The following is a 15,508-nucleotide window of genomic DNA, read 5'->3' as shown; positions in this document are numbered from 1 at the left end:
GATGGTGGGGTCGGGCCCATTCGTACGAGCGGGGGACGACTCGGGACGAGGTGGCTCAGTGCAGCTCAGGGGCAGCAAGCGGGCCACGGCCGCGGCCGTCGCCGTCATCGGGACGCTGCTGGGCGGCTCGGTGGTCGTGGGACCGCCCACCGCTTTCGCCTCGCCGACCTCACCTTTCGCCCCCGGCACTCCCGGCACTCCTGACGCTCCTGGCACGCCCGCAACGCCGCGCACCCCCGGAACGCCCGGGAACCCCGTCACGCCCCGCACACCCGCTGCGCCCGGCACTCCCGCCGCGCCCGCTCCGGTGCTCGACCCCGCGCCCACCGGCACGACGGCATCCGTCCCGCTGCTCGACCCCGGCTCCGATCCGGCGCGCGAAGCCGCCGCGGGGCCCGCGGTGTGGCCGCGCCCGCAGTCCATGGCCGCCGATCCGGCGCGCGAAGTGGCGCTGGGCGCCGAGGCCGTGCTGGTGCTGCCCGCCGGCGTGGACCCGTACGCCGTCCAGGTGGTCCGCGAGGCCCTGGGCGGGGCGGGCGTACGGACCCTGCACGAGCGGGCCGAAGGGGAGCCGCTGCCCGGGCGGATCCCGGTCGTACGGCTCCAGGGACCGCAAGCGGAGCGGGCGCTGCGGGCCCTGGGCGCGGACGGGGCGGGCGACCTGCCGGACGGCGGCTACCGGCTCGCGGTGGGCCGCGACGGCGGGCGGGACACGGTCGCGCTGGCCGGCACGGGCGAGGACGGGCTGTTCCACGCGGCGCAGACGCTGCGCCAGCTGCTGGCCCCGGGCGGCGGCAAGGTGCCCGGAGTCCTGGTGCGGGACTGGCCCTCCGCACCCGTGCGCGGGATCACCGAGGGGTTCTACGGGGCTCCGTGGACGGCCGCCCAGCGGCTCGGACAGGTGGACTTCATGGGCCGCACGAAGCTGAACCGGCTGCTGCTCGCGCCCGGCGACGACCCGTACCGGACCACGCAATGGCGCCGGGACTACCCCGCGCCGAGGGCGGCGGAGCTGCGGGCACTGGCCGAACGGGCCCGCGCCAACAAGGTGGTGCTCGCCTGGGCGGTGGCGCCGGGGCAGTCGATGTGCCTGGCCTCCGCCGCCGACCGGGCCGCGCTCGCGCGGAAGCTGGACGCGATGTGGGACCTCGGATTCCGGGCCTTCCAGGTGCAGTTCCAGGACGTCAGCTACACGGAGTGGGGCTGCCGGGCCGACCGGGAGCGCTACGGGAAGGGCCCCGCCGCGGCCGCGAAGGCGCACGCGGAGGTCGCGGGCGAGCTGGCCGCGCACCTGGCCCGCCGCTATCCGGGGGCGCCCGCGCTGTCGCTGCTGCCGACGGAGTACTACCAGGAGGGTGCGACGGCCTACCGGACCGCGCTGGCCGGGGCGCTGGACGGCCGGGTGGAGGTGGCGTGGACGGGCGTCGGCGTACTGCCGCGCACGATCACCGGACGCGAGGTGGCCGGGGCGCGCTCGTCGCTCGGCCATCCGCTGGTCACCATGGACAACTACCCGGTCAACGACTGGGACCCGGGCCGGATCTTCCTCGGCCCGGTCGTCGGCCGGGACCCGGTGGTGGCGAGCGGTTCGGCGGCCGTCCTGGCCAACGCGATGCCCCAGGGCACGCTGTCGCGCGTCCCGCTGTTCACGGCGGCGGACTTCACCTGGAACCCGCGCGGCTACCGGGCCGCCGACTCCTGGGCGGCGGCCGTCGCCTCGCTCGCCGGACCCGACCCCCGGGCCCGGGCGGCGCTGGCCGCACTGGCCGGGAACAACGCCTCCTCCGGCCTGGCCCAGCCCGAATCGGCCTACCTGGCCCCGCTGGCGGAAGAGTTCTGGCGGGCTCGGGGCGCCGGCGACCCGGCGGCGGGCGACCGGCTGCGGGCCGCCTTCCGCGTCCTGCGCGAGGCCCCCGACCGGCTGCCCGGCCTCGCGGAGGAGGCGGGACCCTGGCTGTCGCGGCTCGCGCACTACGGGGCGGCCGGGGAGCTGGCCCTCGACGTCCTCCAGGCGCAGGCGCGGGGGGACGGGGCGGCGGCCTGGCAGGCCTCGCAGGCCCTGACCGCCGCCCGCGCGGAGCTGTCCGGCCCGGACACCGCCCGCGTGGACACGGCGGTGCTGGACCCCTTCCTCGACCGTGCCGCGGCCGAGGCCGACACCTGGACCGGCGCGGCCAGCGAGCCCGGCACGGTGAGCCGGCAGCCCGACGCGTGGACGGTCCGGCTGTCCGGCGCCCGCCCGGTTTCGGTGGTGACGGTGATGACCGATCCGCTGCCGCCCGGGAGCCGGGGCGCGGCGGTCGAGGCGCACGTGCCGGGCGAGGGCTGGCGCAAGGTCGCGGAAGCGGCGGCGTCGGGCTGGACCCAGGCCGAGGTGGGCGGCCTGCGGGCCGACGCGGTCCGGCTCAGCTGGTCGGGCCCGGCTCCGGCCGTGCACGGCGTGGTCCCGTGGCCGGCGGACGGCCCAGAGGCCCGCTTCGAACTGGCGGACGCGGTGGACGCGGAGATCGGCGGGGCTCCGCAGGGGGTGGCGGCGGAACTGTCCGCGCTGCGCCCCGGCGAGGTGCGCGGGCCCCTGTCGGCGACGCCGCCGCCGGGCATCGAGGTCCGCCTGCCGGGGACGGCCGTGGCCCCGCGCGGCACCCGGGTGTCGGTCCCGGTCGAGGTCGTGGTGGCCGCGGGCACGGCGCCGGGCACCTACGAGGTCCCGGTCGCCTTCGGCTCCGAGACCCGCACCCTGAAGGTCCGTGCGCATCCCCGTACGGGCGGCCCGAACCTGCTGCGCTCGGCGGTGGCCTCCTCCTCGGCCGACGAGACCCCGCAGTTCCCGGCTTCGGCGGCGCTGGACGACTCCGTGCTCACCCGGTGGTCCTCGCCCGCGGTCGACGGGGCGTGGTGGCAGGCGCGGCTGGCCGCGCCGGCCCGGATCGGGCTGCTGCGGCTGCGGTGGCAGGAGGCGTACCCGTCCCGCTTCCGGGTCGAGACCTCCGCGGACGGGGTCAGCTGGTACCCGTCGGCGACGGTCGCCTCCCGGGGCGGGGTGGACTCGGTCCGTCTGGACCCGGCGGCTCCCCCGGCCCGCTACGTCCGGGTCACCTGCGAGGCCCGCGCCACCCGCTACGGCTGCAGCCTCCTCGGGGCGGAGGCCTTCGCACTGACCCCGTAGCCGGGGCCCGGAACCCTGCGGGGCCGTCCCCCACCGGCCCTTCCACCGTTCCCCGGAGCTCCCGCCCCGCCGGCGTTTGAGGCAGGGGGCACCCCCAGCGGTAGCTGGGGGAGGGTCTGGGCGGAGCCCGGGGAACGGGCGAAGGGCGGGTAGGGGACCTCCGCCCCGCAGGGCACACCACCCGCACCCGCCCACCGGAGCTCACGCCAGGACGGCAGTGGCCGCACCCCCGCTCGGCCCCCGCCGGACGGAGTCCGGCGCGGCGACCCGAAGCCCGGGAAGCGCGCCGGCGCTGAGCGGTGCGAGGGACGCGTCAAAAATCACGAGGCCACGGCCGTGGCGGTCGCGGGGACGCCGATGCGGTCCAGCGCGTCGTCCGCGCCGTACGGCTGGAGGTACGGCATCCAGCACGGATCCCGGTGCCCCGTGCCGATGATCCGCCAGGCCAGCCCCGACGGCGGAGCCGGCTGGTGGCGCAGGCGCCAGCCGAGGTCGACGAGGTGCCGGTCCGCCTTGACGTGGTTGCAGCGGCGGCACGCGGCGACGACGTTGTCCCAGGCGTGCTGCCCTCCCCGGCTGCGCGGGATGACGTGGTCGACGCTGGTGGCGACGGCCCCGCAGTACATGCAGCGGCCGCCGTCCCGGGCGAACAGCGCGCGGCGGGTGAGTGGAACGGGCCCCCGGTAGGGGACCCGCACGAAGCGCTTGAGCCGAACCACGCTGGGAGCGGGGACGGCCCTTGTCGCGCTGTGCAGAAAGGCGCCGGATTCTTCCAGGGAGATCGCTTTGTTCTCCAGGACGAGGACGAGCGCGCGACGGAGCGGTACGACGCCGAGGGGCTCGTACGACGCGTTGAGGACCAGGACGTGCGGCACGGACTGCCTCCTTGTACGCCGGCGGCGCGTGGCTCGCGCCGGGACGATCTGCTTTCCAGTCTCCCCTTACGGCTGGTCGAAGCGCCACCACGCGCCCGTAACGGGTCCGGGGTGTTTTCGACCACACCCGCTTCATCCCCGCGTGAGTCTGGTCTCTCCCTCGAACACGGCAACAAGCTAGGGCGAGTGCCCCGTTAGGGTGGTTGGTCTGCCCGCACCTCTGCTCCGCGGGCAGGACGCCACATCTGGAGGTTCCTGCCGTGCCCTGGCCTGCCGCCCTGTTCCCGCTCGCAGCCGAGACCCCCGACGCGGCCGAAACGATCAGAGAGACGCACGAGAACGTCACGAACGCGGCCAGTTTCATCGAGGAGAACTGGGCCGGATGGCTTTACCTGGGCCTGCGGATCCTCCTCATCCTGGTCATCGCCTTCGCCCTGCGCTCGGTGGTCCGCAAATCGCTGACCAAGCTGATAACCCGGATGAACCGCGGCGCCGAGGCCGTCGAGGGCACGGCCCTGGGCGGGCTGCTGGTCAACGCCGAGCGGCGGCGCCAGCGCTCCGAGGCGATCGGTTCGGTGCTGCGTTCGGTGGCTTCGTTCCTGATCCTCGGTACGGCCGGGCTGATGGTGCTCGGCGCGCTCGACATCAACCTGGGCCCGCTGCTGGCGAGCGCCGGTGTGGCCGGTGTGGCGATCGGTTTCGGCGCCCGGAACCTGGTCACGGACTTCCTCTCCGGCGTCTTCATGATCCTCGAGGACCAGTACGGGGTCGGCGACAAGATCGACGCGGGGGTGGCCTCGGGCGAGGTCGTCGAGGTGGGCCTGCGCGTGACCAAGCTGCGCGGCGACAGCGGTGAGATCTGGTACGTCCGCAACGGTGAGATCAAGCGGATCGGCAACCTCAGCCAGGGCTGGGCCACGGCGGGCGTGGCCGTGCAGGTCAAGCCGGGCGAGAGCCTCTCCCACATCCGTGAGGTCATCCAGGAGATCGCCGACACCATGGCCAAGGAGTCCCCGTGGGACGAGCGGCTGTGGGGTCCCGTGGAGGTGCTGGGCCTGGACGAGGTGCTGCTCGCCTCGATGACGGTGAAGGTGGCGGCCAAGACGATGCCGGGCCAGCAGTTCGCCGTGGAGCGCGAACTGCGCTGGCGGATCAAGGACGCCTTCGCCGCCGCGGGCATCGGGATCGTCGGGGGGCCGGCTTCCGGTGAGGACGAGGCCCCGGCCGATCCGTCGGCCGCCGTCGCCGCGCCGTCGGCGCTGGCGAACCCGGCCTCGCCGCAGTCCCTGGCCACCGCGCCCATCCCGCAGTCGGCTCTGGGCGGCCCGGGCTCCGGTCCGCGCATCAGCAAGTAGCCCCGCGAACGACTCCGGCACCACCCCGCACACGAGTGCACCGCTGCCCCCGCAGGTTCGACCTGCGGGGGCAGCGGCATGTTCAGTACGGGGAGCACGGTCTCGGCACCGCCATTGACACGGCTCACACGCTGATAGGAAACTTACCTAACAGTTCACTTCGGTGAGGGAGAAAACACCCCATGCCCGCCACCCCCGGTACGCCCAGCCTGTTGCGCGCCCTGAACGACCGGGCCGCCCTCGAGCTCCTGCTGACGCACGGTCCGCTGTCCCGGACCCGGATCGGGCACCTCACCGGGCTCTCGAAGCCCACCGCCTCCCAGCTGCTCGCCCGGCTGGAGGCCGCCGGACTCGTCGTCGCCACCGGCACCGCCACCGGCCGCCCCGGACCCAACGCACAGCTCTACGCCGTCAACGCGACGGCCGCGCACGTCGCCGGACTCGACGTCACCCCGGGCCGGATCCTCGCCTCCGTCGCCGACCTCACCGGCGAGGTGATCGGCAGCCACGAGCTCCCGTACGCCGAGGGCACCGGGCCGGTCGCCCAGGTCAACCGCGCGCTCGGCGAGGCCGTGAAGGACGCCGGGCTGACCCTCGGCGACATCCACCGGCTGGTCATCGCCACCCCCGGCTCCTTCGACCCGCGCACCGGTGTGCTGCGCTACGCCGACCACCTGCCGGGCTGGCAGTCCCCCACGCTCCTGGAGGAGCTCGCCGCCGCCCTGCCCATGCCGGTCGAGTACGAGAACGACGTCAACCTCGCCGCCGTGGCCGAGCAGAGCCTCGGCGCGGCCCGCGGCCACGAGGACTTCGTCCTGCTGTGGAACGAGGAGGGCCTCGGCGCCGCCCTCGTCCTCGGCGGCCGGCTGCACCGCGGCTGGACCGGGGGCGCCGGCGAGGTCGGCTTCCTGCCGGTCGCCGGCCACCCGCTGGTCCGCCAGGTCACCCGGGTCAACTCCGGCGGCTACCAGGAACTGGCCGGCGTGCAGGTGCTGCCCTCGATGGCGGCCCGCCTCGGCATCGAGGCCCCGCCCGCCACGGCGGCCGGAGCCGGATCGGTGCTCGGGTCGGTGCACGGGGCGGAGTCCGGGGCGATGGTCGAAGCGGCGGCCGCGCTGCTGGCCCAGGCCGCCGCCGCGCCGGAGGGGGCCAACCTGGAGCTCCTGCGGGAGTACGCCACCGCGCTCGCCACCGGTCTCGCCTCGCTGGTCGCCGTCCTGGACCCGGAGGTCGTGGTCCTCTCCGGCGCCCTGACCATCGCCGGCGGGGAACCGCTGCGCGGACTCCTCGAAGCCGAGCTCGCCGACCTCGCCCCGTCCCTGCCGGTGCTCGTCACCGGAGAGGTACGGGAACGGCCCGTGCTGCGCGGGGCACTGGAGCGGGCCCTCGCGGCCACCCGGGACGAGGTCTTCGACACCTCCCGCCGCTGAACCGCGCCCAACCGCCGGACCCCGGGACTGCCGGGCCCCCGGCCCCGGGCCCCCGGACCCCCGGACTGCCGGACCCCCGGCCCCCGGACTGCCTGACCCCGGGACTGCCGAACCGGCGACCCCACCACCACCCCGCACCGCACCACCCGCACCTCTCGCCCCACCGGCACCTACCACCCCGTGCGCAGCCACCTGCACACGCAGCCCCGTACACCCACCCGCACCACCCCTCCAGGAAGTCCCCCCGCGCAGAGAGTGACTCCGTCATGCCCAGAACCCGCCGCCTGACCGCCGCAGCCGTCGCCGTCGCCGCGCTGTCCGTACTCGCCACCGCGTGTACGGGCTCCGCCTCCAACACGGCCTCGGACGACCCGAACAAGGACGTCACCCTCAACTTCTGGCACGGCTGGTCCGCTCCCAGCGAGATCAAGGCCATCGAGGACAACATCGCCCGGTTCCAGAAGGCGCACCCGAACATCAAGGTCAACGTCACGGGCAACATGACGGACGACAAGATCAACCAGGCGCTGCGCGCGGGCGGCGACAAGGCTCCCGACGTGGTCGCCTCCTTCACCACCGACAGCGTCGGCAAGTTCTGCAACACCGGGGCCTTCACCGACCTGAACCCCTTCCTGAAGAAGTCCGGGATCGACAAGACCACGGTCTTCCCCAAGCCCCTGATGGAGTACACCCAGTTCAACGGCAACCAGTGCACGCTGCCGCTGCTGAACGACGCCTACGGCCTCGTCTACAACAAGACCGCCTTCGACGCCGCCGGGATCACCGAAGCCCCCAAGACCTGGAGCCAGTTCGAGGCCGCCGCGCAGAAGCTGACGATAGCCAAGGGCGATTCGTACGAGCAGCTCGGCATCATGCCCACCTACCACGGCTACGAGACCGCCCCCCAGCGCCTGGCCGCCCAGTGGAACCCGGCCTATTTCGGCGCCGACGGCAAGTCCAACCTGGCCAAGGACCCCGCCTTCGCGAAGATGCTCACGGCGCAGAAGGACCTGGTGGCCAAGCTCGGCGGCTACGAGAAGCTGGAGAAGTTCCGCAACACCTTCGGCGACGAGTGGAGCGCGGAGCACCCCTTCCACCAGGGCCTGGTGGCCATGCAGATCGACGGCGAGTGGCGGGCGGCCATGGCGAAGGAGGCGGGGGTCAAGTTCGAGATCGCCACCGCGCCGATGCCCGTCCCGGACGACCAGCTCGCCGACTACGGCAAGGGCTACCTCGCCGGCACCATCATGGGGATCTCCTCGAAGAGCACCAAGCAGAACGCCGCCTGGGAACTGACGAAGTACATGACCACCGACACCGACGCGGTCGTGGACTTCGCCAACGCCATCCACAACATCCCCTCCACGCTGACCGCCCTGGAGTCCGCCAAGCTCCAGGTGACCCCGGAGTTCAAGACGTTCATCGAGATCGCCAAGCACCCGAAGTCGAACACCACTCCGGCGCAGGCCGACGGCGGCACCTACCAGCTGACCTTCACCGACTTCGCCTACTCGGTCGAGAAGGGCGACGTCACGGACATCGCGGCCGGGCTCGCCAAGACCGATCAGCAGATCGACACGGACATCGCGAAGGCGAAGTAGCCACTGATGACCGCGACCGCGCTCCCTCCCTCCCCCGAGCTGCGCGCCAGGCGCCGCAGGTCGGCGCTGCGCACGGCGGCCTTCATGTCGCCCTGGCTGATCGGGTTCTGCGCCTTCTTCGCCTACCCGCTCCTGTCCACCGTCTACTTCTCCTTCACCAAGTACGACGGCTTCCGCCCGCCCGTCTTCAACGGGCTGGACAACTGGACCTACGTCTTCACCGACTATCCGATGTTCTGGCCGGCCATGCGCAACACCCTGTGGCTGGTCGTGGTGATGGTCGCCTGCCGGGTCGCCTTCGGTCTGGGCATCGGCCTGCTCATCACCAAGATCAAGCTGGGTACGGGCGTCTTCCGCACCCTGTTCTACCTGCCCTACCTGGCCCCTCCGGTGGCGGCGACCCTGGCCTTCGTGTTCCTGCTCAACCCCGGCACCGGCCCGGTGAACACCCTGCTGGACTCGGTCGGGCTGGCCACGCCCGGCTGGTTCACGGACCCCGCCTGGTCCAAGCCGGCGCTGACCGCGCTCGCGGTGTGGGGGGTCGGCGACCTGATGGTCATCTTCATGGCCGCGCTGCTCGACGTACCGCGCGAGCAGTACGAGGCCGCCGAGCTGGACGGGGCCGGGGCCCTGCAGCGGTTCCGCCACATCACCCTGCCGAACATCTCGCCGATCATCCTGTTCGCGGTGGTCACCGGGGTCATCCAGGCGATGCAGTTCTACACGCAGCCCCTGGTGGCGGGGAAGGTGGCCTCCGGCGTGATGGGCGGCTCGGGCCAGCAGTTCGAGCCCGGGTACCCCGAGAAGTCCACCCTGACCCTGCCCCAGGTCATCTACAACGTCGGCTTCCAGCGCTTCGACTACGGCACCGCCTGCGTGGTCGCCCTGGTGCTGTTCGCCCTCTCCATGGCCTTCACCGCGCTGCTGATGCGGCGGCGCGGCGGGCTGATCGAGGCAGGTGACTGAGGATCATGAGCCAGACCATCACCCGCGGCGCGGAGCGCGCACCGCGTCCCACGACTCCCCGTACGCCGGATTCCGCGCGGGCCGGGCGCACCGCGCGCCGCCGGGCCGCCCTGCACTGGGTCGCCGTGCACTCCCTCGGCGTCGCGGCGGCGCTCTTCTTCACCCTTCCCTTCGTCTTCCTCTTCCTGACCTCGGTCATGAGCGACCAGCAGGCGCTGACCCGCGACCTGTGGCCGCACAGCTGGGAGTGGGGCAACTACGCGAAGGTGTGGGACACCCCCGGCTTCCTGACCTGGTGGCGCAACACCCTGCTGTACGCGGGCCTCGGCACCCTGCTGACCGTGGTCTCCTCGGTGCCCGTCGCCTACGCGCTGGCCAAGTTCCGCTTCCGCGGCCGGCGGCTGTCGCTGCTGCTGGTGATCGCCATGATGATGCTGCCGCCGCAGGTGGTCGTCATCCCGATGTACCTGTTCTGGGCCAAGCAGCTGGACCTGTCCGGCACCCTGTGGCCGCTGATCATCCCGATGGCCTTCGGCGACGCCTTCTCCATCTTCCTGCTGCGCCAGTTCCTGCTGACCATCCCCGACGAGTACCTGGACGCGGCGAAGGTCGACGGCTGCGGCGAGCTGCGCACCCTGCTGCGGGTGGTCCTGCCGATGGCCAAGCCCGGGATCGCGGCCGTCGCCCTCTTCCAGTTCTTCTGCGCCTGGAACGACTACTTCGGCCCGCAGATCTACGCGTCCGACAACCCGGCGGCCTGGACGCTCAGTTACGGACTGGAGTCCTTCAAGGGCGCCCACCACACCAACTGGAACCTCACCATGGCCGCCACCGTGCTGGTCATGGCCCCGGTGATCGTCCTCTTCTTCTTCGCCCAGAAGGCGTTCGTCGAAGGCGTCACCCTGACCGGAGTGAAAGGCTAGTCACGATGAAACTCGCAGTGGTGGGCGGCGGTTCCACCTACACCCCCGAGCTGATCGACGGCTTCGCGCGGCTGCGCGACACCCTTCCCGTCAGCGAGCTCGTACTGATCGACCCGGCCACCGAGCGGCTGGAGCTGATCGGCGGCCTGGCCCGGCGGATCTTCGCCAAGCAGGGCCACCCGGGCCTGATCACCACCACCTCCGACCTCGACGCGGGCGTGGCCGGGGCCGACGCGGTCCTGCTCCAGCTGCGCATCGGCGGCCAGGCGGCCCGGCTCCAGGACGAGACCTGGCCGCTGGAGTGCGGCTGCGTCGGCCAGGAGACCACCGGCGCCGGTGGTCTGGCCAAGGCGCTGCGCACCGTGCCGGTGGTCCTCGACATCGCCGAGCGGGTCCGGCGCTCCAACCCCGACGCGTGGATCATCGACTTCACCAACCCGGTCGGGATCGTCACCCGCGCCCTGCTCCGGGCCGGGCACAGGGCGGTCGGTCTGTGCAACGTGGCCATCGGCTTCCAGCGCAGGTTCGCCGCGATGCTGGACCTGACGCCGGCCGACATCCACCTCGACCACGTGGGCCTCAACCACCTCACCTGGGAGCTGGGGGTGCGCAAGGGCGGCCCGGAGGGCGAGAACCTGCTGCCGCAGCTGATCGCCGCCCACGGCGAGGCCATCGCCGCGGACCTGCGCCTGCCGCGCGCGGTGCTGGACCGGCTCGGCGCCGTGCCCTCGTACTACCTGCGCTACTTCTACGCGCACGACGAGGTGGTCCGGGAGCTCGGGACCAAGCCCTCGCGGGCCGCCGAGGTCGCCGCCATGGAGAAGGAACTCCTCGGCCTGTACGGGGATCCCGCGCTGGACGAGAAGCCGGAGCTGCTCTCCAAGCGCGGCGGCGCCTTCTACTCGGAGGCCGCCGTGGACCTGGCCGCGGCCCTGCTGGGCGACGGCGGCAGCGCCGTGCAGGTGGTCAACACGCTGAACAACGGGACCCTGCCGTTCCTCCCGGACGACGCGGTCATCGAGGTGCAGGCACGGGTCGACGGCTCCGGACCGGCGCCGCTGGCCGTGCCGCGGCTGGACCCCCTGTACTCGGGACTGATCTCCCACGTGACGGCGTACGAGGACCTCGCGCTCGACGCGGCGCTGCGCGGCGGCCGCGAGCGGGTCTTCAAGGCGCTGCTGGCACACCCGCTGGTCGGTCAGTTCGACCTCGCCGAGGGGCTGACCGACCGGCTCCTGGCGCACAACAAGGAGCACCTGGCATGGGCGTGAGCCGGCCCGTCACCCCGCCCCCGCCGGCGGCCGCGGCGGTCCTCGCCGTCGACGCGGGCAACAGCAAGACGGACGTGGCGCTGATCGCCGCGGACGGCCGCGTCCTCGGCGCCGGGCGCGCGGGCGGCTTCCAGCCCCCGCGCGTCGGGGTCGAGGCGGCGGTGGACGTCCTCGGGCAGGCCGTCGCCGAGGCGGCCGCGGCCGCCGGGCTGCCGCGGCCCGCGCCCGGAGCCGCGTACGCGCTTCCGTACGCCGTGCAGGTCTCGGCCTGTCTGGCCAACGCGGACCTCCCGGTGGAGGAGGAGCTGCTCGCGCGGGCCATCGGCGCGCGCGGCTGGGGCGCGGCCACCGAGGTCCGCAACGACACCTTCGCGATCCTGCGGGCCGGGCTCGGCGAGGCCGCCGGGGGGCCGCGCGGGGTCGCGGTGGTGTGCGGGGCCGGCATCAACTGCGTGGGCATGCTGCCCGACGGGCGCACGGCCCGGTTCCCGGCGCTCGGGCAGATCTCCGGCGACTGGGGCGGCGGCGGCGGACTGGCCGCCGAGGCCATGTGGTGGGCGGCGCGCGCCGAGGACGGGCGCGGCGGGCCCACCGAGCTCGCGGCGGCCCTGCCGGGGCACTTCGGGCTGGGTTCCATGTACGAGCTGATCGAGGCGGTGCACCTGGGGAGCGTCGGGCCCGGCCGGGTCCACGAGCTGGTGCCGGTGCTGTTCGCGGTGGCCGCTGCCGGCGATCCGGTCGCCGCGGCCCTCATCGAGCGGCAGGCCGAGGAGGTGGTGGCGCTGGCCTCGGTGGCGCTGGAGCGGCTCGGTCTGCTGGGCGAGGAGGCGCCCGTCCTGCTGGGCGGAAGCGTGCTCGCCGCCCGGCACCCGGGGCTGAACGGGCGGGTGGAGGCGCTGCTGGCCGAGCGGGCACCGCACGCCCGGGTCTCGGTGGTGACGGCCCCCCCGGTGCTGGGCGCCGGCCTGCTGGGCCTGGACGCCCTGGGCTCGCGGCCGGAGGCCTACGGGAAGCTGCGTGCCCATTTCGGATGAACGGGGCCCGGCGCGGAACCATGGCGGCCGGCTGGGCGTATTGACGGTGAAGGGGTGGCGGCGAAGAGCGGCCGGGCGGACCGGGGGAGGGACCGGCGAAGGGCCGGCGGGAAGCACCAGGGGGAAGGACCGGGGGCGGGGGCCGGACCGGGGGACGCGGCGGGGGACGCGGCCGGGCCGGGGACGGACCGGGGCGGATCGTGTCTGATCGTGTCTGATCCAGCACCGGGTGCTGTGGTCCACCGCCACTAAGGCCATACTGCTGCGAAGCACGAAGGACCGAGGGGGAGGTCACGGTGGCCATCACATCACGCGCGCCCGCGCCCGGCGGCGGCGCCCTGGCGCCCTCCGGGCCGCCCGCGCCACCACCCGACGGGCTGCCCCGGCGGGGCACCGCCTGGGCCGAGGGCGTGGACCAGCTGCGCGCCGCGGCCACCACCGAGCCGGGCCGGCTGCGGATCCTCGGCGCGGTGCTGGCCGCCCTGGTCCTGCTGTTCGGTGCGGTCGCCGTCTGGGAGATCTCCGGCCGGGTCACCGCGGCCGACGACGTGGTGGGCCGCAGCCAGCCGCTGAGCGCCGACGCGGCCAACATCTACCGCTCGCTGGCGGACGCCGACACGGCCTCCTCCAGCGGATTCCTCGCGGGCGGCGAGGAGCCGCGCGAGGTCCGGCAGCGGTACGAGAAGGACATAGCCAACGCGTCCCGGCTGCTGGTGAACGCGGCCTCCAGCACCACCGCCGGTGAGGACTCCCGCAAGCAGATCACCCTGCTGAGCGAGCAGCTGCCCCGCTACACCGGTCTCATCGAGCAGGCACGGGCCACCAACAAGCAGGGCCTGCCGCTCGGCGGCGCCTACCTCCGGTACGCGAACGAGCAGATGAGCACCCAGCTGCTGCCCGCCGCGCAGCGGCTCTACGAGGCGGAGACCGGCCGGCTCTACACGGACTACGACGACGCCCGCGCGCTGCCGCTGGCCTCGCTCGCGGCGGGCCTGCTCGCGCTGGCCGCCCTGGCCTGGGCGCAGCGGCGCAACTACCTCCGCACGAACCGCGTAATGAACCACGGGCTCGTCGCCGCGACCGCCGCCTCCCTGGTGGTCCTGCTGTGGCTGGCCGCGGGGCACACCGTCGCCCGGGCGGAGCTGAGCGAGGCCCGCAAGGACGGTCAGGAGTCCCTCAAGGTGCTGGGTGACGCGCGGATCGCCTCGCTCCAGGCGCGGGCCAGTGAGAACCTCACGCTGATCGCGCGCGGCGCCGTACTGGCCGAGGACAAGAAGTCCGACAAGTACGACGTGGACTTCTCGAACGACATGAAGGCCCTGGAGACGGGTCTCGCCACGGCGGCGGCGCTGGCCGACGACGAGGCGGGCCGTGCGCCCGTGACCCGTGCCACGGACGGCGTGAAGCGGTGGAAGGAACTGCACGCGGCGGCCCGGCAGACGGACCTGAAGGGCAACTACCAGGACGCCGTCGGGCAGGTCATCGGGGACAAGGACCACAAGGAGTACAGCGGCGCGGCCTTCGACACGGTGGACGCCTCGCTGGAACAGGCCGTGGTCCACGAGCAGCAGGAGTTCACCCGGGCCGCGCGGGACGGGCTCGGGGCGCTCGACGGTTTGACGACAGGCACCGCGGCCCTGGCGGTCGTCGGCGCGGCGGCGGCACTGCTCGGCATCGGGCGCAGGCTTTCGGAGTACAGGTGAGAGCGATGCCGGGACGTGTGAGGGGCGAGGACGAGGGCTTCGGGGGCGCCGTGGGCACCGGAAGCACCGGGGCCCGTGTGGCGGCCGGGGGCCACGAGGGCCCCGGCGGCGACGAGGCGGTCCACGAGGTCCGCGGCGTGCGGCGGCTGACGGCCCGGCTGCGCGGCTGGGGCGGGGTCGGCGCGATGGCCGTGGCCTGCGCGCTGACGGCCGCGGCCGTGCTGCTGCCGCTGGCCCAGGCGGCCCCGGGCAGTGCGGCGCACCCGCCGCTGGTGCGCGAGCCGGCCAGGATGGCCGTCGCTCCGCTGGCTCCGGGTGACGACACCTGCCAGGACCCGGCGGCGAGCCTGCGGCCCAACGGGGTGGACGGCGCGGCCATCCAGCGGATCCGCAGCGCGGGCCACCTCGTGGCGGGCGTGGACCAGAACAGCTTCAAATGGGGCTACCGCAATCCGGCGGGCGAGCTCGACGGCTTCGACATCGCCCTGGTCAAGGCCATCGCCAAGGACATCCTGGGCGACCCCGACAAGGTCATCTACCGGGCGATCCCCACCAGCCAGCGCATCCCCGCGCTCAAGGACGGGACCGTCGACATCGTCGTGCGGACCATGACGATCAACTGCAAGCGGCTGGAGGACGTCGCCTTCTCGACGGCGTACTTCGAGGCCGGGCAGCAGGTGCTGGCCCCCAAGGGCTCCGCCATCACCGGCTACGACGCCTCGCTGAAGGGCCGCCGGATCTGCACGGCGGCCGGTTCCACGGCGGAGGCCCAGCTGGCGGCACAGTCGTACGGCTCCGTCCCGGTCAGCGTTCCCAACCAGCTGGACTGTCTGGTCCGGCTGCAGCTGGGCGAGGTGGACGGCATCGTCACGGACAACGCCCTCGCCGCCGGCCAGGCCGCGCAGGACCCGTCGGTGCGGCTGGTCGGCTCCCCGTTCACCACGGAGTTCTACGGGGTGGCCATGAACAAGGACGCGGGGGACCTGGTCCGCCGGGTCAACAAGGTCCTGGAGGACTACCGTACGGGCGGTGACTCCAGCCCGTGGATGGCCGCCTACCGCACCCACCTGCAGCCCGTGCTGCCCGGTGTGAGCGGCCCGCCCGTGCCGAAGTACCGGGACTGAGGCCGGTGGCGGATTCGGAGCCCTATGTCACGAGACCGGAGGCGGGGTCGGTGGAGGCAC

Annotated in this window: 11 protein-coding genes; 10 read left to right on the top strand and 1 reads right to left on the bottom strand. The window is 73.6% G+C overall.

Going from position 1 to position 15,508, the window contains the following annotated elements; translation table 11 throughout:
* Positions 1-58: 58 nt before the first annotated feature.
* Positions 59-3,166 (top strand): beta-N-acetylglucosaminidase domain-containing protein, encoded by a 3,108-nt coding sequence (locus tag OG904_RS19970; RefSeq protein WP_405492821.1) that lies wholly within the window; start codon positions 59-61, stop codon positions 3,164-3,166.
* Between the two features lie 320 nt (positions 3,167-3,486).
* On the opposite strand, the gene OG904_RS19965 is transcribed toward OG904_RS19970, so the two are convergent.
* Positions 3,487-4,041 carry an HNH endonuclease gene (locus OG904_RS19965; RefSeq protein WP_405492819.1) on the bottom strand — a complete coding sequence of 185 codons (555 nt, stop codon included), beginning with the start codon at positions 4,039-4,041 and terminating at the stop codon, positions 3,487-3,489.
* 260 nt (positions 4,042-4,301) lie between these two features.
* On the opposite strand from OG904_RS19965, the gene OG904_RS19960 reads away from it, so the two are divergent.
* The 9 genes from OG904_RS19960 (at position 4,302) to OG904_RS19920 (ending at position 15,448) form a co-directional block, all read left to right on the top strand.
* Complete coding sequence (locus OG904_RS19960; RefSeq protein WP_405492817.1) at positions 4,302-5,396, top strand: mechanosensitive ion channel family protein; 1,095 nt, start codon at positions 4,302-4,304, stop codon at positions 5,394-5,396.
* Positions 5,397-5,578: 182 nt separating this feature from the next.
* Complete coding sequence (locus OG904_RS19955; RefSeq protein ID WP_405492815.1) at positions 5,579-6,826, top strand: ROK family transcriptional regulator; 1,248 nt, start codon at positions 5,579-5,581, stop codon at positions 6,824-6,826.
* 266 nt (positions 6,827-7,092) lie between these two features.
* Entirely contained in the window at positions 7,093-8,427 is a 1,335-nt protein-coding gene (locus OG904_RS19950) for an extracellular solute-binding protein (protein ID WP_405492813.1), read from the top strand.
* A gap of 6 nt (positions 8,428-8,433) precedes the next feature.
* On the top strand, positions 8,434-9,393 hold the full coding sequence (locus OG904_RS19945; protein WP_405492811.1) for a carbohydrate ABC transporter permease: 960 nt from the start codon (positions 8,434-8,436) through the stop codon (positions 9,391-9,393).
* Between the two features lie 5 nt (positions 9,394-9,398).
* Positions 9,399-10,316, top strand: coding sequence for a carbohydrate ABC transporter permease (locus OG904_RS19940; protein WP_405492809.1), 918 nt, complete (start codon positions 9,399-9,401; stop codon positions 10,314-10,316).
* A 5-nt stretch (positions 10,317-10,321) separates the two neighbouring features.
* Entirely contained in the window at positions 10,322-11,587 is a 1,266-nt protein-coding gene (locus OG904_RS19935; protein ID WP_405492807.1) for a 6-phospho-beta-glucosidase, read from the top strand.
* Positions 11,578-12,621 carry an N-acetylglucosamine kinase gene (locus OG904_RS19930; protein ID WP_405492805.1) on the top strand — a complete coding sequence of 348 codons (1,044 nt, stop codon included), beginning with the start codon at positions 11,578-11,580 and terminating at the stop codon, positions 12,619-12,621. Before OG904_RS19935 ends, OG904_RS19930 begins: the two co-directional genes overlap by 10 nt.
* A gap of 296 nt (positions 12,622-12,917) precedes the next feature.
* Positions 12,918-14,324 (top strand): hypothetical protein, encoded by a 1,407-nt coding sequence (locus OG904_RS19925; protein WP_405492803.1) that lies wholly within the window; start codon positions 12,918-12,920, stop codon positions 14,322-14,324.
* Between the two features lie 5 nt (positions 14,325-14,329).
* The gene (locus OG904_RS19920) at positions 14,330-15,448 is read left to right on the top strand and encodes a glutamate ABC transporter substrate-binding protein (RefSeq protein WP_405492801.1); all 1,119 of its coding nucleotides are present in this window, start codon (positions 14,330-14,332) and stop codon (positions 15,446-15,448) included.
* Positions 15,449-15,508: the final 60 nt, after the last annotated feature.

Source organism: Streptomyces sp. NBC_00096, from assembly GCF_045041305.1.
GTDB lineage: Bacteria > Actinomycetota > Actinomycetes > Streptomycetales > Streptomycetaceae > Streptomyces.
This window is presented reverse-complemented; position numbering and strand designations above follow the sequence as displayed.